Below are 22,065 nucleotides of genomic sequence, written 5' to 3' on the forward strand. Positions count from 1 at the left end.
AGTTAGCGCTTGAGCGCTTACTCCGGTCCCATCCAACATGATTGCAACATAGTTGCGCGTTACACCACCGCTGCGAGGGCGAAGGTAAGCCCGAGGCCCAGCAGCGAAATAATGGTCTCCAGCAATGACCATGTCTTGAACGTCTGTACGACGCTCATGCCGAAATACTCCTTGATCAGCCAGAACCCGCCGTCGTTGACGTGCGAGAAGATCAGCGAGCCCGAGCCCGTGGCGAGCACGAGCAACTCCGGCTTCACGGTCATGGCGCTGGCCGATGCGATCGGCGCGACGATGCCGCAGGCGGTGGTCATGGCGACCGTGGCCGAGCCCGTGGCGAGACGGATGAGCGCGGCAACGAGCCAACCGAGCAAGAGCGGCGACAGATGTTCATTCTGCGCCAGCTCGACGATCTGCTTCGACACGCCGCTGTCCATCAGCACGCGGCCGAAGCCGCCGCCCGCGCCCACGATCAGCGTGATGCCCGCGATCGGCGCGAGACAGTCGCCGCAGAACTTCTGGATCTGCTCGCGCGTGAAGCCGCGCTGCGCGCCGAAGGTCCAGAAGCTTACCAGCACGGCGATCAGCAGCGCGACGTCCGAGGTGCCGATAAAGTGCAACAGATTGTTCGGCAGCGTCTTGGGCGCGAACACGAGATCGGCCCAGCTGCCGATCAGCATGAGGATGACGGGCAGCAGGATCGTGAAGAGCGTGACGCCGAAGCCCGGCAGTTCGCTCTCGGGCTTGGGATCGGCCTTGCTCACGAACTGGTCGGCAAGCGGATTGCTTTCCGGCAGCTTGATGTAGCGGTGAATGAAGAGCGCGAAAAGCGGCCCGGCGATGATCGCCGTGGGCACGCCTACCATCAGGCCGTAAGCGATGGTCTTGCCGATGTCGGCGTGATACGCCTGCACGGCGAGGAGCGCGGCCGGGTGCGGCGGAATCAGCCCGTGCACGACCGAAAGGCCCGCCACCATCGGCAGGCCTATCAGCAGCAGCGACTTGCCCGTGCGCTTGGCGACGTTGAACGCGATCGGAATGAGCAGCACGAAACCGACTTCGAAGAACACCGGCAAGCCGACGATGATCGCAACGACCATCATGGCCCAGTGAATGTTCTTCTCGCCGAACCAGCGGATGAGCGTCGTGGCAACGCGCTCGGCGCCGCCCGACTCCGCCATCATCTTGCCGAGCATCGTGCCGAGGCCCACCACGATGGCGATGTGGCCGAGCGTGTTGCCGTTGCCGGTTTCGAACGACTTGACGATCTGATCCATCGGCATGCCGACGGCGAGGCCGAGCAGCAGCGAAACGATGATCAGGACGAGAAACGGATAAACCTTGAAGCGCGTGATCAGCAGGATCAGCGCGGCGATCGCGACGAGCGCGTAAATCAGCAGCATGCTGCCGTGGGCCACTCCCATGAGGCTCCTCTCCAGGTAGTTGTTCGAAGTCCTTTTGCCCTGTGCGGCGACGGATGAGCGCAGTAGCGGTACGCGCGGGACAAAAGCCGGCCGCCGCCGGGCCGGGGATTGCAGAGCTTATAACGACTTTTGGTGCAGCGTGCTTGAAAGACACACGAGCCGCGCAAAGCGCGCGCCTAAAAGGCGCCGTTTGCGCGGCTCGTTGCATGCCCCTCGTACACGCGGGGCGAGCTATTCCGGTCTTCGTTGCGCCGCAGCATGCGGCGCGCATCACAGCGTCGAGAAACGCGCCCGATTAGCGCACCGGGCGCGACAGTTCGCTCGCGGCGTGCGCCAGGCGCGTGACTTCGTCCCAGTTCTGCGCGGCGATGGCGGCCTTCGGCGTGAGCCACGAACCGCCCACGCACACCACGTTGGGCAGCGCGAGGAAGCTCGGCGCGGATTCGGCGCTGATACCGCCTGTCGGGCAGAACTTCAGCGTCGGGAACGGGCCATGGAAGGCCTGCAGCATGTTCAGGCCACCGGCCGGAACCGCAGGGAAGAACTTGACGATCTCGTAGCCCAGTTCCATCGCGACGATGATGTCGGTCGGCGTCATCACGCCCGGCAGCAGCGGCAGGCCCGCGTCGAGCGACGCCTGATGGATCTCGCGCGTGAGACCGGGCGAGACGCCGAACTGTGCGCCGGCCTGCTTCGCGAGCGCGCAGTGCTCGGGCTTCGTGATCGTACCCACGCCCACGACGATGTCCGGCGCGATCTTCGCGGCGCGCTCGATCGCTTCGAGGCCGGCCTTCGTGCGCAGCGTGATTTCGAGCACCTTCACGCCGCCCGCGTGGAGCGCGCGGGAAACGTGCTCGCCCTGCTCCGGCGTGTCGAATGCCAGCACCGGGATGACGGGACCGAGGCGAACGATGTCGGCGACTGTGCTATTTGCCATGTTCAGGCTCCTTGATGATGAATTTAGTTCGCGGCGTGGGCCGGCGCATGGGCGGCGGCCGCAGCGGCCGGTGCGGGCGCGGCCTGCTCGCCCACGAGCGGACCGAACACCGTGGCGCCCAGCTCCGCCGGCGCGGCGGTGGCGCGGAACACGCCGAACAGCTCGCGGCCAAAACCCACTTCGTTGAGTTCCTGATGCGCAGGCTGCGCGAGCGGACGCGCGTCCCACTCGGCGGCATCGACTTCGATGTCGAGCACGCCTTCCACCGCGTCGATCACGATCGTATCGCCGTCGCGCACCCTGCCGATCGGGCCGTGCAGCAGCGTTTCCGGCGAAACGTGGATAACCGCGGGCACCTTGCCCGACGCGCCCGACATGCGTCCGTCGGTCACGAGCGCCACGTGAAAGCCCTTGTCCTGCAGCACGCCGAGCAACGGCGTTAGGCGGTGCAGCTCCGGCATGCCATTCGCGCGGGCGCCCTGGAAGCGCACGACAGCCACGAAATCGCGCTCGAGTTCGCCGCGGTCGAACGCTTCCTGCACGGCTTCCTGCGAATCGAACACGATGGCGGGCGCACGCACCTTGCGGCGCTCCGGCGCGACCGCGGAAACCTTGATGACGCCGCGGCCGAGACGCCCCTGCATCAGGCGCAGCCCGCCGTCCGGCTGGAACGGCGTCGGCAGCGGACGCAGCACGGTTTCGTCGGCGCTCTTCTCGACCGCCGGCACCCAGGTGAGCTTGCCGTCGATGAGCTTCGGTTCTTCCGTGTAATGACGCAGGCCACGGCCCGCGACGGTGTTCACGTCTTCGTGCAGCAACCCGCCGTCGAGCAGTTCGCGCACGAGGAAGGCGACGCCGCCCGCCGCGTGGAAATGGTTCACGTCGGCCTTGCCGTTCGGATAGACGCGCGCGAGCAGCGGCACGGCGTCCGACAGCACGTCGAAGTCGTTCCAGTCGATGATGATGCCCGCCGCCCGCGCCATCGCCACGAGGTGCAGCGTGTGGTTGGTCGAGCCGCCCGTCGCCATCAGCGCGACGATGCCGTTGATCACGGCCTTCTCGTCGACCACGTGGCCGATCGGCGTGTAGTTGCCGCGCTCGACGGTGAGTTCGAGCACGCGGCGCGCCGCAGCGGCAGTGAGCTCGTCGCGCAACGGCGTATGCGGATGAATGAAGGCCGAACCTGGCAGATGCAGGCCCATGATCTCCATGAGCATCTGGTTGCTGTTGGCCGTGCCGTAGAACGTGCAGGTGCCGTGGCCGTGATATGCGGCCGCCTCCGATTCGAGCAGCGCCGCGCGATCGCACTGGCCCGTGGCGAACTGCTGGCGCACCTTGGCCTTGTCGTCGTTCGTGATGCCGCTCGTCATCGGGCCGGCGGGCACGAAAATGGTCGGCAGGTGGCCGAATTGCAGCGCGCCGATCAACAGGCCCGGCACAATCTTGTCGCACACGCCGAGGCAGAGCGCCGCATCGAACATGTTGTGCGTGAGCGCGACGGCCGTGCTCATCGCGATCACTTCACGCGAAAAGAGCGACAGCTCCATGCCGGCGTTGCCTTGCGTCACGCCATCGCACATCGCGGGCACGCCGCCCGCGAACTGCGCGACGCCGCCGCCTTCGCGGGCCGCCTTCTTGATGATGTCGGGGAAATCCTTGTAGGGCGCGTGCGCCGAGAGCATCTCGTTATACGCCGAGACGATGCCGATGTTCGGCTCACGAATCGACTTGATCGAGATCTTGTCGCGGCCCTCGAGGCCGGCGAAGCCGTGGGCAAGATTCGCGCATGAGAGCGCGCCGCGCGCCGGGAACCGGTCCTGAGCCGCCGCGATGCGCGCCAGATAGGCTTCGCGCGTGGGCTTGCTGCGCTCGATCACGCGCTGCGTGACCTTCATCAACTGAGAATGCGGGGAAACCATCGAATCTCCTTCCTTTCGTGTCACGGCGGGGACGCTCGGGGCCAAGTCAGGCGCGCTTCAGGCGCACCGGACAGCGATGGCGCGATGTTAGTAGAAAAACTACAAGACGACAATCCCGGTAAGACCCTGGGAGCGCGACGTTAAACGAACGCCTAGTCTCACTATTTACAAGCCCTGCGCGCTGATGCGCGGCTGGACTGAAAAGAAGCAAACGGCGATCCTGTAGTTTTTGTACATAACGTCCGATCCGTTATAGTCCACGGATCTTTCAGCATAGTGCGAGTTTCCTGATGCTGCTGTCCCAGGTGAAAGCCATGCGCGAGCAATTGCGCCCTTCGGAGCGCAAGCTCGCCGATTACGTGATTCAAGCGCCGCGCGAGGTGCTCGATCTGTCGATGACCGAGGTTGCCGAGCGTGCGGGCGTGAGCCAGCCGACCATTGCGCGGTTTTGCCATGCGTTGGGATTCTCGGGATTCCGGGAGTTCAAGATTCGTCTCGCGCAGGCGGTGGCCGCGGATCTGCCCTCGGAACATCCGGCCGTCTACCGCGACGTGAGCCCGGACGAGCCGGTGCCGGGCGTTGCGGCCAAGGTGCTCGACCGCACCATCGGCGCGCTGCTGCAGGTGCGCAACAATCTCTCGACAGACTCGCTCGCCGCGGCGATCGGCCTGCTCGCGCACGCGGCGCGTATCGAATTCTATGGTGCGGGTGGCTCTGGCATCGCCGCGCAGGATATGCAGCACAAGTTCTTCCGGCTCGGCATGCCGAGTGTCGCGTATTCGGATCCACAGACGTTCCTGATGTCGGCGGCGCTGCTCGGCCCCGGCGACGTGGTCGTGGCGATCTCGAACACGGGACGCACGCGCGACATCGTGGACGCCGCGCGCACGGCGCTCGATCGCGGCGCCAAGGTGATCGCGATCACGCATGGCGCGTCGCCGCTCGCGCGCCTCGCGAGCGTCGGCCTGCACGCGAACGTCGACGAGGACACCGACGTCTTTTCGCCGATGACTTCGCGGACTTCGCATCTCGCGATCGGCGACATACTCGCGGTGGGTGTGGCGCTGCAGCGCGGTCCGGAGCTTGCGGAAAAACTCGCCGATGCGAAGGAGATCATCGCGCGAAGAAGGCTGGACGCGAACGGCTAACGGCGCACCAGTAGGCGCCCTACAAAAAAGCGGACTCCCGAGGAAGTCCGCTTTGCGTTTCGGCCTGAGCTACGCAGCCGAACGACCGGGGAAAGCCAGGCTTACCACTGGTACGACATACCGCCGCCGACTGTGGCGCCGCCGCCCGATGCATAACCGCCGCCCACCTTCACCTTGAGGTTCTGCGTGATGCGCGCCGACGCGCCGAGCGCCACTGCCTGATAGCCCTGGAAGTTGGCTGTACCGATACCCACCGCGACGGTCTTGCCCTGATCGACTTCCGGAATCATCGTCAGCGCGGTTGCCGCCGCAACACCGCCGTAGGCGTTGCGCGCCACCGAGTTGACGTTGCTCTGGAGCGCATTCAAGCCGCTCTGCAGCTGACCCATGTTCACCGCATCGGTAGCGTGGACGCCATTCGCGACGTTAGTGATCCGACGCTCATTGCCTTGCGAGCCGATGGACACGGTGTTGTCCTCGTCCGCCACCGAGTTTGCACCGAGCGCGACCGAGTTGTTGCCCGTGGCGTGCGCCGAGTCGCCCATCGCCGTCGAGTTCGCACCCGAAGCAATCGCACCGCCGCCTGCCGCGATCGAGCTTGCGCCCGTGGCCGAAGCCGCGCCGCTCGTCGTATTGGTTGACAGATACTCAGTACCGTTGACGCTGATGTTCTGAATCTGCTGATTCAGGTTCGACACCTCGACGTTCGTGGCGTACAACTGCGAGCCCGTTACGGCGTCGGTGCTCGACGCCGAGAGTTCAGCGTCCTGCAGGTTGGTCAGCTTGACCGCCGTCGTCGAAGCCGTGCCGCCCAGCGTGACCTTGTCGTGTGCCGACGAGTCGTACTGAACCGCGTTCGCGACCTGGCCCGACATGTTGGTCACCGTTTGCTCGATGTTCGTTACACGGCCATCGATGTTCGAGATCGCGCTACCCACGTTGTTGTAGGTGCCGCCGCCCACGACGTACGTCGGCGCCGAGATCGAGCCATCGGAGTTGACCGTCGAACCACCGCCCAGCGCGCTGGCCGTGCTCGACGCAACACCGTACAGCTGGCCGCCATTCACCGCGTCCGTGCTGCTTGCCGCAACGACACCATTGGCCACGTTGTGCAGGGCAACCGGCGCGTGCCCCAACGACCCGCCAAGCGTGACCGAGTTCAGCGACGTGTCGTCGTAGGCGACAAACGCGTTCGAGATGTTGCCCGAAGGATCGACCTTCGCACCCATGGCTTCGAGCTGCGCGACGTTGACCGCATCGTTCGCATCCACGCCGTTCGCCACGTTGTGCAGCACGACCGGCGCATGACCCAGGCCGCCGAACGTCACCGTATTGAGCGACGTGTCGTCATACGCGACAAACGCGTTGCTGATATTGCCCGCCGCATCGGTCTTCGCGCCCAGTGCGTACAGCTGCGAGCCGTTCACCGCGTCGAGGCTCGTGGCGTTCAGCGCAGCGTTCGCCACGTTCGTCAGCACGACGGGAGCATGGACCGCGCCGCCCAGCGTCACCGAGTCGTGCGTCGACGTGTCGTACGTCACCGTCTCGTATAGCTGCGCACCGTTCACCGCGTCGAAGCTCGTCGCCGAGACTTGACCCGCCGCCACGTTATGCAGCGCCACCGGCGCGGTCGCATCCGTGCCGCCCAGCGTGACCGAGCTGTGCTTCGACGTGTCGTACATCACTGCATCGGCCAGCTGGCCATTGATGTTCGTGACGTCGCCTTGGAGGTTCGTGATGTCGGTCGTGTTCTGTGTCACGCGGCCATCGAGATTCGTGATCGCGCCGCCTACGTTGGTGTAGGTGTCTCCACCCACGTTATACGTCGGGTTCGAGATCGAGCCATCGCTGTTCACCGTCGAGCCGCCGCCGAACGAATCCGCCGTCGAGCTGGCCAGGTTGTACAGCTGCGAGCCGTTCACCGCGTCGAAGCTCGTCGCCGCGACTACGCCAGCCGCCACGTTGTGCAGCGCCACCGGCGTGGTCGCATCCGTGCCGCCCAGGGTTACCGAGTCGTGCGTCGACGTGTCGTACTTCACTGCATCAGCGAGCTGGCCGTTGATGTTCGTGATGTCGCCTTGCAGGTTCGTGATGTCGGTCGTGTTCTGTGTCACGCGGCCATCGAGGTTCGTGATCGCACCACCTACGTTGTTGTAGGTGTTTCCGCCCACGTTATATGTCGGGTTCGAGATCGAGCCATCGCTGTTCACCGTCGAGCCGCCGCCGAACGAATCCGCCGTCGAGCTGGCCAGGTTGTACAGCTGCGAGCCGTTTACCGCGTCGAAGCTCGTCGCCGAGACTGCGCCCGCCGCCACGTTGTGCAAGGCCACCGGCGTGGTCGCATCCGTGCCGCCCAGCGTCACCGAGTCGTGCGTCGACGTGTCGTACATCACCGCATCGGCCAGCTGGCCATTAATGTTCGTGATGTCGCCTTGCAGGTTCGTGATGTCGGTCGTGTTCTGTGTCACGCGGCCATCGAGGTTTGTAATCGCCCCACCTACGCTGTTGTAGGTGTCTCCGCCCACGTTATACGTCGGGTTCGAGATCGAGCCATCGCTGTTCACCGTCGAGCCGCCGCCGAACGAATCCGCCGTCGAGCTGGCCAGGTTGTACAGCTGCGAGCCGTTCACCGCGTCGAAGCTCGTCGCCGAGACTGCGCCCGCCGCCACGTTGTGCAAGGCCACCGGCGTGGTCGCATCCGTGCCGCCCAGCGTCACCGAGTCGTGCGTCGACGTGTCGTACATCACCGCATCGGCGAGCTGGCCGTTGATGTTCGTGACGTCGCCCTGCAGGTTGCTGATGTCGGTTGTGTTCTGTGTGACTTGCTGGTTGGTCGCGAACAGTTCCGAGCCATTCACCGCGTCGGTCGACGCAGCCGTCAGTTGGCCTGCCGCGACGTTGGTGAGCGTGCGCTCCTTGCCCGCCGAACCCACCGAGATCGTGCTCTTCGCGTTCGTGCCCGCGAAGGTGTAGCTATTGCCGCCGATCGTCACGCCCGCCGTGTTCACCACGTTTGCTGTGGTCGCACCACCGCCCAGCGCCACGTCGTTTGCATTGGTCGCGACGGCACTCCTGCCTATCGCCACCGAGCCATCACCGACTGACGTCGAGTAGCTGCCGATGGCAATCGATTTGTCGCCAGTCGCAGTCGTCGACGCGCCCATCGCGACCGACGCATAGCCCAACGCCTTGTTGTAGCTGCCCATTGCGGCAGAAAAATCCCCACTTGCTACTGTCACGTAGCCCAGAGCGCTGCTGGCGGTGCCGGCTGCCGTTCCGAGCGAACCCACCACGGTCCCAAACGCGCCCGTAGCGGTGGCACCGAAGCCAACCACACCCGCATTCTGGCCACTGGCAAGCGTGTATTGGCCGATTGCCATTGTTCCTGAGCCTGTTGCACTGGCACTGGCGCCGATCGCAAGGTTGTACTCCCGCAGATGGCGACCATCCCCTGGAATCAAATACGTGCTTGATGTATCAGCCGTATAGGCGTTCGAGCCAATCGCAAGGTTCGAGTCAATGCCACTGTCGTTCGGAGCGGTATTGCCACTTCCGCCGGCGGTATAGGCGTGCGCCTGGCCGGCCACGCCCAGCACCGCGACGGCAATCACCATCGCCTTCACCTTGCCCTTGCCTTTGCGCTTGCCTTTTGCGTTTTCCGCCGCTGCAACCCAAGTTCTTGTGGTCTCGTTCCAGACTGATTTGTATGTCCTGTTCATTCCTAGCCCTGGTGAATCGAGGGAGTACCGACCGAGTGATACCCGCAGGCGTCACAACCCGATGCGCGCTGCAATCTGTCGGCCATTTCCCAGTAAAGAAAATCAAGTGGCCCATTAAAGCCAACGATCTGCGTCGAACACGCCATGGCTCGATCATTCCGATAACTCGGAAAATGCCTACAGATTCGTGGGAGCCATATGCGATGACAGCAGCAACTTTATGGGCTCGAAATCACAGGGAGAATAAGAGAACTCTTAAAGCAAAAATCTCTATGCGATTGGGCCGAGACGCACAATCAGCAAAGACAACGGCAGCAGACTGGAGGCGTACGCCGCGCTCTCGAAATCAATATAAGAGCGTAAGAATCAACGAGCAATTGACAATTAATTTCCTCAACCACGCAGAAAATCATCACAAAAAATAAACCTTTTCCCTATGCCATCCTATTTCTCCACATCTTTTTAAAAATAATCTTACATATCAACAAACATGCTCACAATTGTCAGAGACTCTTTAATAAATATTAAATTCGATACTATTCAGAACGAGCCGTGAGAATACCGCTTCGAGTATCGCAGCCAGCCGCCGTTGCACCGCGACAACGCCCAATCTCGGCGGTCGTTCTGATATCGGTGTCGCAGGTGCTGAGCGATGTGCACGTGCAAATGCTCGACGCTATGGCCGTGAGGAGCGGCAGCAACGGCTAGAGGCTCGTGGCAGCCGATAAGGCAATCGAGTATCGCTTCACTGACGTGGTCGTGAAGCAGGAGGACGGCTAGCGTCTTGTAGCGGGCCGCATGCGCCGCGAGACAACGGGCGCCACCTGGGGGCGCCCGCACGGGGGAAAAACCAGGATTACGCGCCGCAGTGGCGGCGTCAGTGAGTCAGCGGTTCAGAACGGCTTGATGACAGCCAGCGCCACCGCAGCCAGCATGCCGAGGACGGGAAGCTCGTTGAACATGCGATACCACTTGCCGGAGCGGCAGTTTTCGCCACGCTCGAAGGTCTTGAGCAAACGTCCGCAGTACGCGTGATAGATGACGAGCAGCACCACCACGCCCACTTTCGCGTGGATCCAGCCCTGGCCCCGGCCAATCCCCACCACGAGCCACAGCCACAGCCCGCACAGCAGCGCGGGCACGGCGATCATCGTCATGAAGCGGTAGAGCTTGCGCGCCATGATGAGCAGACGCTTGACGGCCGCAGGCTCGGTTTCCATCGCGAGATTCACGAAGATGCGCGGCAGGTAGAACAGGCCCGCGAACCACGAGGCGATCAGTACGATGTGAAACGTCTTGACCCAGAGCATCGACATTATTTTTTCTTCTTCGTGAGCGATTGTGCAACGAGGCGGCGCGCTAAGCCGTGCGCCGTCTCGTGCGATCCGCGACTATTGACGGCCTTCGCCGTGGCCGAGCACCACGTACTTCAGCGAGGTCAGCCCTTCCAGGCCGACCGGGCCGCGCGCATGCAGCTTGTCGTTCGAAATGCCGATCTCCGCACCGAGGCCGAATTCGAAACCGTCGGCAAAACGCGTCGAGGCGTTCATCATCACGCTCGCCGAGTCGACTTCGCGCAGGAAGCGCATGGCGCGGTCGTGATCTTCGGTGACGATTGCATCCGTGTGGTGCGAGCCGTAGGCGTTGATGTGCTCGATCGCGTCGTCGAGCGTGTCGACCACCTTCACCGCCAGCACCGGCGCAAGGTACTCGGTACGCCAGTCCTCTTCGGTCGCATCCACGAGCGGACCGACGCCCGCGTCGGCGAGAATCGAGCGCGCCGCAGCATCCACGCGCAGTTCGACTTCCTTCTCGCGATACAGGCGGCCAAGCGGCGGCAGCACATCATGCGCAATGCCGCGCGCCACGAGCAGCGTTTCCATCGTGTTGCAGGTGCCGTAGCGGTGCGTCTTCGCGTTATCGCACACGGTCAACGCCTTCGCGAGATCGGCGCGGTCGTCCACATACACGTGGCAGATACCGTCGAGGTGCTTGATCATCGGCACGCGCGCCTCTGCCATCAAGCGCTCGATCAGGCTCTTGCCGCCGCGCGGCACGATCACATCCACGAATTCCGTCATCGTGATGAGCTTGCCCACGGCCGCGCGGTCAGCAGTCCCGACCACCTGCACCGCGTCCTGCGGCAGGCCGGCCGTGGTCAGCCCTTCGCCGATCAGCTTCGCGAGCGCCGTATTGCATTCGAGCGCCTCGGAGCCGCCGCGCAGAATCGTGGCGTTGCCCGACTTCAGGCACAACGCTGCCGCGTCGATCGTCACGTTCGGCCGCGATTCGTAGATGATGCCGATCACGCCCAGCGGCACGCGCATCTGCCCGACCTGGATGCCGCTCGGACGGAACTTGAGGTTGGTGATCTCGCCGATGGGGTCGGGCAGCGCCATCACCTGGCGCAGGCCCTCGACCATCGTCTTGAGGGCCTTGTCCGAAAGCGTGAGGCGATCGATGAACGCCGCGTCGTGGCCCTTCTCCGTCGCGCGCGCGAGGTCGCGTGCGTTCGCATCCTTCAATTGCTGCGCGTCGCGCTCGATGGCTTGCGCCACCGCTTCGAGCGCCGCGTTCTTCGCGGCCGTCGTGGCCCGTGCCATCGCGCGCGAAGCGTTGCGGGCGCGGCGCCCGAGGTCGGTCATGTACTGGTCGATATCCATGGTGTCTTTCGTCATGCGGCGCGTGAGGCGCAGTCAGATGTGCGCCAGGCACGGTTTGATTCAAACGGTTCAGCCCGATTTTAAGGCCAGCCGCCAAGGTTTGCTGGACGCGGCCGGGCCGCCCGGCAGGTGCACCGGCTGCGCGGCGACCGTAGAGCAGGCGCCGACGTGCCGGTTCAGGCAAGCGCGGAACGCTTTAGCCTTGCCGGCGCGACGGCCCTGCGGTGCGCGGTCGGGCCGCGGCCGCTGCGGCCGCCGCCGCCGCTGGGCCAGCTGGCTGAGCACCCGGCTGCACGCGCCCCGGCGCCCCAGCGCCGCGCGCAGCGGCGGCGCCGCGCGCCTGCGGTGCACCTTCGCGTGGCGCGGCTACTGTCATGGCGAGTTCGAACAGGCCATCCCAGGCATCGGGCGGCAGCGCATTGCGCCAGTCGGCGCGCGATTGACCCGACAGCCCCTTGACCTGGCGGTCGAGGCGCGCCGCAAGCGCGAGACCGCGCTCAAGCGTCGCTTCGCTCAGGCGCGAAAGCGCCGGCCCGATGAGCCGCTCGCGCGGCCCCCACACGCGGTTCTCGCGCAGCAGCATGGCGAGCGGCTTGCCCGCCGCCACGCCGCGCTTGATGCGCAAGAGCGTGCGGATTTCCTCGACCACGGCCCACAGCACCAGCACCGAAGCCTCGCCTTCGCCCTGCAGCCCGTCGAGCATGCGCGCGAGGCGGCCAACGTCGCCTGTGAGCATCGCTTCGTTGAGCTTGAATACGTCGTAGCGCGCGACGTTGAGCACGGCGTCGTGAATCTGCTCGAAGTTCAGCACGCCTTCGGGATACAGCAGCCCAAGCTTCTGGATTTCCTGATGCGCCGCCAGCAGGTTGCCTTCCACACGCTCCGCCACGAATTGCAGCGCGCGCCGGCCGTCTTCGCCGGATGCAACGCGCTGGCCTTGCAGCGCCAGACGCTGGCCGATCCAGTTCGGGAGCGCCGCGCGCTCGACGGGATCGATCTTCAGCGCGACGCCGCTGTCAGCCAGCGCCGTGAACCACCCAGACTTCTGCGTGGCGGCGTCGAGCCGCGGCAGCGTGACGAGCATCAGCACATCGGGATTCGAGGCAGCGGCGAGCGTCTTGAGCGCGTCCGCGCCTTCCTTGCCGGGCTTGCCCGACGGAATGCGCAACTCCACCAGCTGGCGATCGCCAAAGAGCGACATCGACTGGCTCGCGCCAAGCAGCGAGCTCCAGTCGAAGCCGCGCTCGACGGTGAACACCGAGCGGTCGGTAAAGCCCGCCGCGCGCGCAGCCGCGCGGATGCGGTCGCACGCCTCCTGGGCGAGCAGGTGCTCGTCGCCGTAGACGACGTACAGGCCAGCCAGCCCTCGCGCGAGGTGCGGTTCGAGTGCGTCGGGTCGCAGTTGCATGGCGCTCGGTCGAAGATCGCTCAGTAGAGGGAAACCGCGCGCATTACAGCGGCGGCGGCGGCAGCGGTGCGAGCGGCGCGACACCCGGCACGACCTGATCGGGCGTCGGGTTGATCGACTTCAGCACGGCAAGGCGCCGCATGAGCTGGTCAACGGCGTCGTTCTGCATGTCGGTGAACAGCAGATCGGCTTCCTGCGTCTTGGCGGTCGCGAACTGATCGCTGTAGGTCAGCGCGCGGTTCAGCGAGATCATGCTCGGCTGGATCAGCACGCTGCCGTCCGGTCTCGTCAGCGTATAGTTCAGCGAATAGTTGACCTGATATTCCACGACCGCGCCGAGCGAATTGAGCGTGAGCGTGCTGAAGCTACGGCCTTCGGAAACGCGCAGCACGGCGTCGGCATTGGCCACCGAGTCGACCACGACCGAATCGCTGCCGCCTTCGACCATACGCGAGAGACGCCCGGCGAGCGGCGGCGGCGCGCCGACGACGGCGAGGCGCTTGAAGGCGAAGTTCTCCTCGCCGCGCAGCTGGAAGCCGCACGCCGAGAGGGCCAGCGCGCTGCCCGCCACAAGCGGGAACAACCTGAGAAACGATCTGCGAATCACATGGACTCCCTGGGTTCGCGACAGAGTCGCCAGTGTCGGCTGAGCGGCGCCGCGCGGTGCTTCGCGCGCTACGCCGCTCACATGGCCTTTGGTTTGCCTCGTTAGACCACGACGTTCACGAGGCGGCCCGGCACGACGATGATCTTCTTCGGAGCACGGCCTTCCGCGAACTTGACGAACATCTCGTGCGCGAGTGCGGCCGCCTCGATCGCATCCTTCGATGCGTCCTTGGCCACCGTCACGGCGCCGCGCACCTTGCCGTTCACCTGCAGCACGAGTTCGATCTCGGCCTGCTCCAGCGCCTTTTCGTCGACCTTCGGCCACGGTGCGTCGAGCAGCGTGCCGTATTCGTCGCCGTAGCCGAGCGCCTTCCAGAGTTCGAACGCGATGTGCGGCACGACCGGGTACAGCACGCGCAGCAGCACGCCGAACGTTTCGCGCTGCACGCCGGCACCGGCACCCTTGGCGCCGTCGATGGCGTTGAGCATCTTCATCGCCGCCGAAACGACGGTGTTGTACTGCAGGCGCTGATAGTCGAAGTCGGCCTGCTTGAGCACGCTATAGACTTCCCGGCGCAGCGCCTTTTCTACGTCCGTGAGCGCCGCCGCGTCGAACGAGGCGCGCGACTGGATCGCTTCGGCGTTCGCATGGCCGAAGGTCCACACGCGTCGCAGGAAGCGGCTCGCGCCTTCCACGCCGGCGCCCGACCATTCGAGTTGCTGCTCGGGAGGCGCTGCGAACATCGTGAACAGACGCGCGGTGTCTGCGCCGTACTGGTCGATCAGCACCTGCGGGTCGACGCCGTTGTTCTTCGACTTCGACATCTTCTCCACGCCGCCCAGCACCACGGGCTGGCCGTCGCTGTTGAGCGTCGCGCCGATCGGGCGGCCCTTGTCGTCGTGCGTGACGGTCACGTCGGCCGGGTTGTACCAGGTCTTCTTGCCCGCGGCGTCTTCGCGGTAGAACGTCTCGTTGAGCACCATGCCCTGCGTGAGCAGGTTCTTGGCCGGCTCGCCGAATTTCACGAGGCCGAGGTCGCGCGAGACCTTCGCCCAGAAGCGCGAGTACAAGAGGTGAAGAATGGCGTGCTCGATACCGCCGATGTACTGGTCCATCGGCATCCAGTAGTCGGTGCGCTCGTCGACCATGTTCACGGCATCCGGCGCCGCGTAGCGGTAGAAGTACCACGACGAGTCGACGAAGGTGTCCATCGTGTCGGTTTCGCGCTTCGCATCGGCACCGCAAGTCGGGCACTTGCAGTTCAGGAAGGCTTCCGACTTCGCGAGCGGATTGCCCGTGCCGTCCGGCACGAGGTCCTCCGGCAGCACGACCGGCAGATCCTTTTCGGGCACCGGCACGTCGCCGCAACTCGGGCAATGAATGATCGGGATCGGCGTGCCCCAGTAGCGCTGGCGCGAAATGCCCCAGTCGCGCAGGCGCCACGTGACCTGCTTGTCGCCGAGGTCGAGGGCCTTGAGGTCGGCTGCGACGGCATCAACGGCCGCCGTGTAGGCGAGGCCGTCATACTTGCCGCTGTTGACGCAGACGGCGCGTTCCTTGTCGCCGTACCATTCCTGCCAGCCGTCGAGCGAGTACGTCTCGCCTTCTGCGGCGATGACCTGCTTGATCGGCAGGTTGTACTTCTGCGCGAACGCGAAATCGCGCTCGTCGTGGCCCGGCACGCCCATCACGGCGCCTTCGCCATAGCTCATCAGCACGTAGTTGCCGATCCACACCGGCACTTGCTCGTGCGTGAGCGGGTGCGTGACGGTGAAGCCCGTGGGCACGCCCTTCTTTTCCATCGTCGCGACGTCGGCTTCCGCCACGCCGCCGCGCTTGCATTCGTCGATGAACGCCTGCAGTTCCGGCTTAGCCAGAGCGAGACGCGTGGCGAGCGGATGCTCGGCCGCGATCGCCGCAAAGGTCACGCCCATGATCGTGTCGGCGCGCGTGGTGAACACGCGCAGCAGCTTCTTCTCGCCGTCGAGCTCGTACGGGAAGCCGAAGTTCACGCCGAAGCTCTTGCCGATCCAGTTCTGCTGCATGATCTTCACGCGCTCGGGCCAGCCGAGGCCGTCGAGGTCGTTCAGCAGTTCATCGGCGTATTGCGTGATGCGCAGGTAGTACATCGGGATTTCGCGCTTTTCTACCAGCGCGCCCGAACGCCAGCCGCGCCCGTCGATCACCTGCTCGTTGGCGAGGACGGTCTGATCGACCGGGTCCCAGTTCACCGTGCCGGTCTTCTTGTAAGCGATGCCCTTCTCGAGCATCTTCAGGAAGAACCACTGGTTCCACTTGTAGTAGTCGGGCTTGCAGGTGGCGATTTCACGCGACCAGTCGATGGCGAGACCCATCGACTGCATCTGGCCCTTCATGTATTCGATGTTGTCGTACGTCCACTTGGCCGGCGGCACGCTGTTGGCCATCGCGGCGTTTTCGGCGGGCATGCCGAACGCGTCCCAGCCCATCGGCATCAACGTGTTGTAGCCGTTCATGCGCAGGTAACGGTACATCACGTCGTTGATCGTGTAGTTCCGCACGTGGCCCATATGCAGCTTGCCCGACGGATACGGCAGCATCGAGACGCAGTAGAACTTGGGCTTGTCGGCCTTCTCGGCCGTCCGGTAAGCGTCGGTGGCGCGCCATTCGCTTTGCGCGGCGGATTCGACGTCGGAGGGAACGTATTTTTCGAGCATGGTGTGGGTGGTGAACGCTGGAAACGGGCGGCTGCTTCGGTACCTTCAGTGCCGGATGCACCGGGCCGGCTGTTCACGATACCGGCAGATTGCGGCGGTTTCGCTGGGCCCGTTTTTAAAGGAAACGTTGATTATACCGTTGACTGGCGCGCGCTCAGCGGCGTGCGCAGTGGCGTCTTCAGTGAGCGCCGGCGGGCGGCTCGGTCACGAAGCCGAGGCGCGTGAGACCGGCCTGCTGCGCGGCGCCCATCACCTGCGCGATCACGTCGTAGCGCGTCTCGCGCGCGGCGCGCAGTTGCAGCTCGGGCTGCTGCGACTCGGGCTCTTTGCCCGCTGCCGTGAAGCGCGCGCGCAGTTCGTCCAGCGTGATGGGCTGGGCGTTCCAGTAGAGCCTGCCGGCGGCGTCGATGGAAAGCGTGACGGTCTGCGCCGTTTGTTGCGCCGGCTCGGCGGCGACCTTCGGCAAATCGAGCCGGATCGCGTGCGAGAACAGCGGTGCGGTAATGATGAAAATGACGAGCAGCACGAGCATGACGTCGATGAGCGGCGTCATGTTGATTTCCGACATCGGTGCAGCATCGCGCTTCTTTTCGAGTCCGCCGAATGCCATACGGGTTGCCTCCTACGACTCGGCGCGCGCGCCTTCGCGCAGCGCGCCCTGCGCACCTTCGCGGCGCAGCGGCGCGCCTTCGGGCGCGCAGGCATAGGCGTGCAGATCGTGGGCGAAGCCGTCGAGATCGTCGCAGAGCTGGCGCACGAGGCGACCCAGCACGTTGTAGGCGAGCACCGCCGGAATCGCGACGACTAGACCAAAGGCCGTCATGATGAGCGCCTCGCCCACCGGGCCGGCCACGTTCTCGATCATCGCCTGGCCGCTCGCGGCAATGCTGCCGAGTGCGTGGTAGATGCCCCAGACGGTGCCGAGCAGGCCGACGAACGGCGCCGTGCTGCCCACCGAGGCGAGCAGGACCTGGCCGAACTCGAGGCGCCGCTGCGACGCCTGCAGCGCGCCGCGGAGCGCCCGCAGCACGCGCTCGCCGCGATCCACGCGCGCGAGCATCATGCCGGGCGCGTCGGCTTCCTCGGCGGCGAGCGCCGCCTGAGCCAGCGGCAGGAACACGCGCTCGCGGTCGACCGGACGCATGGCGGCAACGCCGTCTGCGAGCGTGCGCGCCTGCCAGAAACGCGCAATGGCGCGCGGCCCCTGGCGCTTCGCGCGCAGGAGCACCCAGCTCTTGATGATGAGGAAACACCAGCTCGCGACCGACATGGCGAGCAAGACCCACGCAACCGCGTGAGTGACCGCGTCGCCCGTCTGCAGATAGTGAATGACTCCGGAACTCGCTGCCATCGGACCTCGCTCACTGTCGGTCCGGCGCAAGCGCCGGACCGTAGGGGAAACGCTCAGCGCAGGCCGAGCACGTCCTGCATATCGTACAGGCCATGGGCCTTGTCCTGCAGAAAGCGTGCGGCGCGCACGCTGCCCTGCGCATAGGAAAGGCGGCTCGAGGACTTGTGCGTGATCTCGATGCGCTCGCCGATACCCGCGAACAGCACCGTATGATCGCCGACGATATCGCCGCCGCGAATCGCCGAAAACCCGATCGTCGAGGGGTCGCGCTCGCCCGTCACGCCTTCGCGGCCGTACACGGCGCATTCGTCGAGATTGCGGCCGAGCGCGTGCGCCACGGCCTCGCCCATCGCAAGCGCGGTTCCCGAGGGCGCGTCGACCTTATGGCGATGGTGCGCCTCGATGATCTCGATGTCGTAGCCGGTCTCGAAAAAACGCGCCGCGTATTCGAGCAGCTTGAGCGTGACGTTCACGCCCACGCTCATGTTAGCCGCGAACACGACGCCGACCTTCTGCGCGGCCGCGCCGAGCTGCGCTTTTTGCTGTGCGTCGAAGCCGGTCGTGCCGATCACCATCTTCACGCCGTTGCGCTGCGCCGCCTCGAGGTGCACGAGCGTGCCTTCGGGGCGCGTGAAGTCGATCAGGCAGTCGCTTTGCGCGAAGACCTGCTCGATGTCGTCGGTGATGCGCACGCCGGTGTCCTTGCCGAGGAACGCGCCGGCGTCCTGGCCGACGGCGGGCGAGCCCTTGCGCACGAGCGCGCCCGAGAGCGTGACGTCGGGAGAATTCAGGACGGTTTCGATGAGCATGCGGCCCATGCGGCCCGATGCCCCGGCGATTGCGATTTTCATGAGTCTTCCTGCCAATGTGTCGCTGGCCGCGGTGCCGGATGCCACCAGGCGCCACGCAGCGCCGCCGCCAAAAACGCGGCGGCCGGTGGTAGTGACACCCCGGCCGCCGGATCGAAGCGCGGCGCGCCTCGCGCACCACGCTCTGCTTGTGTTACCGGCCAGGTCAGCCGGATCAGTTGCTCGGAGCCGCAGCCGCCCCCGAGGCCGGCACCGTGGGCGGCGCGGCGAGCGACGAATCCCGTGCGGGGCCGGAGGGCGCCGCATTGGTGGTGTCGCCGGTGCCTTGCGCGCCGGCGGCCGGGCCAACCGGGTTGCTCGGCGGCACGCCCTGGATTTGCGGCTGCGGCTGGCGATGCAGCTGAACCTGCGAGGGCATCGTGCCGACGTTCTGCGGCAGCGCCGACGACTGCGGATTGCCCGCGCGCACCGACGGCGTGAAGCCCGACGGCGTTTGCACGGCTTCCGTGGCGCGGTTCGCGGCGGCGGCCGCCTGTGCGTTGGCGTCCTGCGGCAGCCCGTTGGTGGCCGTGCCGAGTTCGGACGACGGCGTGCGCGCCGTGTCGCCTACCGTCGGGCCGGTCGCGCTCGAGGGCTGCGCAGGCGCGCCTGCTGCAGCCGCCACCGGCGCCGATGCGCCCGTCGCCGGCGCAGCAGCGACGGCCCTCTTCTTGCCGGAGCGGTCGCCGTCGATTTCGGCGAGCAGTTCGAGGTTCGAAGGCAGGTCTTCACCGCCCGACCAGCTCGCTACGCGGTCGCCTTCGAACAGCACGACGAAGTCACGTTGCTGGACCACGGCGGTCGAGCCCCGCTTGAAATAGAAAATGTAGTCCCAGCGGTTCGCATGGAACATGTCGGTGAGGAGCGGCGTGCCGAGCAGCTGCTTGACCTCGGCGCGCGACATGCCCACCTTCATCTGCGCCGCGGCTTCCGCCGAGACGAAGTTGCCTTGCACGATGGTAATGCGGTAAGGCGTAATGCTCTGGGCGACGCGCTGTGTCACGCTGTCGTACGTTTTACAGCCGGCGAGCGCCGCGAACGCGGCCGCAGCCAGCAGGGTGCACGCCAGGCGGCCGCCGTGCATGCGCCGGCCGATCGTTGTGAATTCTGGAATCATTTCCCTCACCGTGCGGGCTTTTCGCGAAGCCGCGCGTATTCTGTAGAAGATCGTTCGAAGTTCTGGCGAAAATGCCCGGAACGGCAAAAACGCATTAACATAACAACCTAGCATTGTACTCCAGGGACTTATCGTCATGACCAATCCAACCGATCTCAAGAACATCGGCCTCAAGGCGACGCTGCCTCGCCTCAAGATCCTGGAGATTTTTCAGCACAGCCCCGTGCGCCATCTGACCGCCGAAGACGTCTACCGCAACCTGCTGAACGAGGAGCTCGACATCGGCCTCGCCACGGTCTACCGGGTCCTCACGCAGTTCGAGCAGGCCGGGTTGCTCACGCGCAGCAACTTCGAATCGGGCAAGGCGGTGTTCGAACTGAACGAGGGCAGTCACCACGACCACCTCGTTTGCCTCGACTGCGGCATCGTTGAAGAATTTTTTGACCCCGAAATCGAAAAGCGCCAGCAGATGATCGCCACGGAGCGCGGCTTCAAGCTCCAGGAGCACGCCCTTGCCCTCTACGGCGCGTGCACGAAGGAAAACTGCCCGCACCGCAAGCACTGACCACCGCTTGCAACCTGCAGGCTGCAGGCTGCAGAAAAGGAAACGCCACGGCAGTTCTGCCGTGGCGTTTTCGTTTGGTGAGCCTGTATTTGCGAAAAACGGGCCGGACCTCAGGCAGGCACGAGCGACGGGTCGGCTTGCGCGAGCCGCCAGGGCCTCGCAAGCGCGATCTCGTCGCAGTTCGGCTGCGTGCCGCCGCGGTCGATTACCACGAAGTCGCTCACGCGCCCGAACGCGAGCAACGGGTGATGCCAGACGCCTTTGGCATAGTTGACGCCCTGCCCGCGCCCGGCCCAGAACGCCCGCAAGCCGGCCGGATCGAACTCGCCCGCGGGCGCGACCACCACTGCGTAGCCCGCGTCGCCGAGCGGCACGAACGCCTGGCTGCCCAGCGGATGCCGCTCCATCATCGCAATGTCGACGGGCCACGCACGCGGCTGGGCGCGAAACACACTGACGATAGGCCGGCCGCCCGCCTCGTTCACGTCGATGGCGGCGAGATCGTGGAAGCGCTCGGTCGTGCCGCCGTTGATCGGAAAATGGCGCGCGCCTTCGAGTTCGATGACGTCGCCGAACGGCGCGAACGCCTCGCGCGTCAAGGGCTCCATGTGCAGGATCTGCATCGCGGCTCCTCGCTCAGGCCGGTTCGCCCCACAGGCGCAGGCGCGAGACGCCGCCGTCCGGGAAGATGTTGAAACGCACGTGCGTGACCGGGCCGAGCGCCGCGATCCTGCTCTCGAACACGTGCTGCTTGTCCATTTCGAGCTTCTGCTCGCCGAGCAGTTCCGGCCAGAACATCGCCTGGGTGACGAGCGAGTCGTCGGTGCCGCCCGTCACGCTCGCCGCCTGCAGCGAGCAGCGGTCCGGGTAATTGCCCTTGAAGTGCGCCGTGTCGACTTCGATCTTGCGGATGATGCCGGGCCGCGCGAGCGCCACGATCGCCCAGTCGTTGCCCGGCTCCCTTCGGCGGCGCGTCTCCCAGCCGTCGCCCATGTTCACGCCGCGGCCAGGCATCAAGATCGTGGAAGCGAGCCCGAAGTGCTGGTTGTTGGCCGCGACGAGATACGCGCCGTTTTCGATCGCCGCGAGATCGACGAGGCTACCGCGCTCCGCCGTGCTCCAGTCGCGCCGGGGCTGGCCGTACACGCGCAGACGCGCGAGGCCGCCGTCGGGATAGAGATTCACGCGCAAATGCGTGAACGCGCGCGTATCGCTCACTTCGACGTAGTGGTGCTGGTTGCCCTGCAAGGTCGTCGCCGGGACGATGGTCTGCCAGTCTGCGTTGTCACCGGGCGTTTCGTCGTCGCCCAACTGCGCGTAGCAGGCCTCGATCGAAGCCGCCGGAGGAAAGTTGCCCGTGAAATGGCTCGTATCGAGATCGAGGCCGTGTATCACGCCCGGGCGCGCGAGGCGCATGATGCAGAAGTCGTGGCCGGTCGTGCGCTTGCGGCGCGTCTCCCAGCCGTCCATCCACTTGCCGTGGTCGTCGTACTTGCCGGGTATGAAGACCGCGGGCTGCGGATCGAGCATGCGCTCCTTCGGCGCGAAGAACTCGTCGCTCGCGTGGAGCGCGCGGGCGCCCAGACGCGGATCGGCAAGGTTCATGTAGCGGCGCGTGAACGCGGGGGCATTGGGGTCGAGAGTCGGAATGGCCATGATGGTGTCG

Annotated in this window: 17 protein-coding genes; 2 read left to right on the forward strand and 15 right to left on the reverse strand. The window is 65.3% G+C overall.

What is annotated here, in order from left to right; genetic code table 11:
- Nucleotides 1-59: 59 nt before the first annotated feature.
- From M3I53_RS03125 to edd, 3 genes are all read right to left on the reverse strand, one after another.
- Nucleotides 60-1,421 carry a GntP family permease gene (locus M3I53_RS03125; RefSeq protein WP_254314506.1) on the reverse strand — a complete coding sequence of 454 codons (1,362 nt, stop codon included), beginning with the start codon at nucleotides 1,419-1,421 and terminating at the stop codon, nucleotides 60-62.
- A gap of 295 nt (nucleotides 1,422-1,716) precedes the next feature.
- Nucleotides 1,717-2,358 carry a bifunctional 4-hydroxy-2-oxoglutarate aldolase/2-dehydro-3-deoxy-phosphogluconate aldolase gene (eda, locus tag M3I53_RS03130; RefSeq protein ID WP_254314507.1) on the reverse strand — a complete coding sequence of 214 codons (642 nt, stop codon included), beginning with the start codon at nucleotides 2,356-2,358 and terminating at the stop codon, nucleotides 1,717-1,719.
- A gap of 23 nt (nucleotides 2,359-2,381) precedes the next feature.
- A complete protein-coding gene (edd, locus tag M3I53_RS03135; RefSeq protein WP_254314508.1) occupies nucleotides 2,382-4,277 on the reverse strand; it encodes a phosphogluconate dehydratase in 1,896 nt (631 codons plus the stop codon).
- Nucleotides 4,278-4,567: 290 nt separating this feature from the next.
- On the opposite strand from edd, the gene M3I53_RS03140 reads away from it, so the two are divergent.
- The gene (locus M3I53_RS03140; protein WP_254314509.1) at nucleotides 4,568-5,425 is read left to right on the forward strand and encodes a MurR/RpiR family transcriptional regulator; all 858 of its coding nucleotides are present in this window, start codon (nucleotides 4,568-4,570) and stop codon (nucleotides 5,423-5,425) included.
- A 101-nt stretch (nucleotides 5,426-5,526) separates the two neighbouring features.
- On the opposite strand, the gene M3I53_RS03145 is transcribed toward M3I53_RS03140, so the two are convergent.
- From M3I53_RS03145 to M3I53_RS03190, 10 genes are all read right to left on the reverse strand, one after another.
- Nucleotides 5,527-9,144, reverse strand: a complete 3,618-nt coding sequence (locus M3I53_RS03145) for a YadA-like family protein (protein WP_254314510.1) — start codon at nucleotides 9,142-9,144, stop codon at nucleotides 5,527-5,529.
- Between the two features lie 893 nt (nucleotides 9,145-10,037).
- Nucleotides 10,038-10,460 carry a CopD family protein gene (locus M3I53_RS03150; protein ID WP_254314511.1) on the reverse strand — a complete coding sequence of 141 codons (423 nt, stop codon included), beginning with the start codon at nucleotides 10,458-10,460 and terminating at the stop codon, nucleotides 10,038-10,040.
- 75 nt (nucleotides 10,461-10,535) lie between these two features.
- The gene (locus M3I53_RS03155) at nucleotides 10,536-11,807 is read right to left on the reverse strand and encodes a glutamate-5-semialdehyde dehydrogenase (RefSeq protein WP_254314726.1); all 1,272 of its coding nucleotides are present in this window, start codon (nucleotides 11,805-11,807) and stop codon (nucleotides 10,536-10,538) included.
- A 196-nt stretch (nucleotides 11,808-12,003) separates the two neighbouring features.
- Nucleotides 12,004-13,215, reverse strand: coding sequence for a DNA polymerase III subunit delta (holA, locus tag M3I53_RS03160; protein WP_254314512.1), 1,212 nt, complete (start codon nucleotides 13,213-13,215; stop codon nucleotides 12,004-12,006).
- Between the two features lie 43 nt (nucleotides 13,216-13,258).
- The gene (gene lptE, locus M3I53_RS03165; protein ID WP_254314513.1) at nucleotides 13,259-13,822 is read right to left on the reverse strand and encodes an LPS assembly lipoprotein LptE; all 564 of its coding nucleotides are present in this window, start codon (nucleotides 13,820-13,822) and stop codon (nucleotides 13,259-13,261) included.
- A 101-nt stretch (nucleotides 13,823-13,923) separates the two neighbouring features.
- Nucleotides 13,924-16,518: a leucine--tRNA ligase gene (leuS, locus tag M3I53_RS03170; protein ID WP_254314514.1), complete on the reverse strand. Its 2,595-nt coding sequence runs from the start codon at nucleotides 16,516-16,518 to the stop codon at nucleotides 13,924-13,926.
- Between the two features lie 178 nt (nucleotides 16,519-16,696).
- Nucleotides 16,697-17,128: a biopolymer transporter ExbD gene (locus M3I53_RS03175; RefSeq protein ID WP_254314515.1), complete on the reverse strand. Its 432-nt coding sequence runs from the start codon at nucleotides 17,126-17,128 to the stop codon at nucleotides 16,697-16,699.
- 12 nt (nucleotides 17,129-17,140) lie between these two features.
- A complete protein-coding gene (locus M3I53_RS03180; RefSeq protein ID WP_254314516.1) occupies nucleotides 17,141-17,869 on the reverse strand; it encodes a MotA/TolQ/ExbB proton channel family protein in 729 nt (242 codons plus the stop codon).
- A 53-nt stretch (nucleotides 17,870-17,922) separates the two neighbouring features.
- Nucleotides 17,923-18,720: a 4-hydroxy-tetrahydrodipicolinate reductase gene (gene dapB, locus M3I53_RS03185; RefSeq protein ID WP_254314517.1), complete on the reverse strand. Its 798-nt coding sequence runs from the start codon at nucleotides 18,718-18,720 to the stop codon at nucleotides 17,923-17,925.
- Between the two features lie 172 nt (nucleotides 18,721-18,892).
- Nucleotides 18,893-19,834 carry an outer membrane protein assembly factor BamE gene (locus tag M3I53_RS03190; RefSeq protein ID WP_254314518.1) on the reverse strand — a complete coding sequence of 314 codons (942 nt, stop codon included), beginning with the start codon at nucleotides 19,832-19,834 and terminating at the stop codon, nucleotides 18,893-18,895.
- A 136-nt stretch (nucleotides 19,835-19,970) separates the two neighbouring features.
- Between M3I53_RS03190 and fur the strand changes: the two genes are divergently transcribed.
- Complete coding sequence (gene fur, locus M3I53_RS03195; RefSeq protein WP_069268417.1) at nucleotides 19,971-20,399, forward strand: ferric iron uptake transcriptional regulator; 429 nt, start codon at nucleotides 19,971-19,973, stop codon at nucleotides 20,397-20,399.
- A gap of 110 nt (nucleotides 20,400-20,509) precedes the next feature.
- On the opposite strand, the gene M3I53_RS03200 is transcribed toward fur, so the two are convergent.
- Together M3I53_RS03200 and alc are read right to left on the reverse strand one after the other, a co-directional pair.
- Complete coding sequence (locus M3I53_RS03200) at nucleotides 20,510-21,022, reverse strand: ureidoglycolate lyase (protein ID WP_254314519.1); 513 nt, start codon at nucleotides 21,020-21,022, stop codon at nucleotides 20,510-20,512.
- A gap of 13 nt (nucleotides 21,023-21,035) precedes the next feature.
- On the reverse strand, nucleotides 21,036-22,055 hold the full coding sequence (alc, locus tag M3I53_RS03205; RefSeq protein ID WP_254314520.1) for an allantoicase: 1,020 nt from the start codon (nucleotides 22,053-22,055) through the stop codon (nucleotides 21,036-21,038).
- Nucleotides 22,056-22,065: the final 10 nt, after the last annotated feature.

The organism is Paraburkholderia sp. CNPSo 3272 (assembly GCF_024206495.1).
Classification (GTDB): domain Bacteria; phylum Pseudomonadota; class Gammaproteobacteria; order Burkholderiales; family Burkholderiaceae; genus Paraburkholderia.